This is a genomic window from Pseudoalteromonas sp. c7(2019) (assembly GCF_011378625.1).
Classification (GTDB): Bacteria; Pseudomonadota; Gammaproteobacteria; order Enterobacterales; family Alteromonadaceae; genus Pseudoalteromonas; species Pseudoalteromonas arctica.
Map to the genome: position 1 here is coordinate 1 of NZ_WTKS01000085.1, position 459 is coordinate 459.

Here is a 459-nt window from a genome sequence, read left to right on the forward strand (position 1 = left end):
CCCCTTCTATAGCAATGCTGAATCTGGAAAATACTATTTATTAAATGCAGCATTAAAACGGTCAAAGCCTGCTTCTAAATCTGCAATTAAATCTTCTGGATTTTCTAAACCAATATGTAAACGTATCAACGGTTTGCTGCTATCCCATTGAGTAACAGTTCTGATTTTATCAATACCCGATACACTCAAAATCAAGCTTTCAAATCCGCCCCATGAAAAACCCATTTTAAAGTGATGCATATTTTCAACTAATGCAGTCAACGCCTTGCTGTTGCCCTCTTTTAATACAAAAGAGAATAAACCGTTAGAAGCAGTGAAATCGCGTTTGAAAAACTCATGTCCAGGGCAAGTTTCAAATGCGGGGTGACGAAGATGATCTACTTCAGGACGTGTCGCTAACCAATTAGCAATTTGCAGTGCATTTTTTTCATGCTGCGCCATGCGTACCCCTAGCGTACG

At 39.4% G+C, this 459-nt stretch carries 1 protein-coding gene; it reads right to left on the reverse strand.

What is annotated here, in order from left to right; translation table 11 throughout:
• Nucleotides 1–33: 33 nt before the first annotated feature.
• A partial coding sequence (locus tag GQR38_RS20120; RefSeq protein ID WP_206006360.1) for a PLP-dependent transferase occupies nucleotides 34–459 on the reverse strand: 426 nt, incomplete at its 5' end.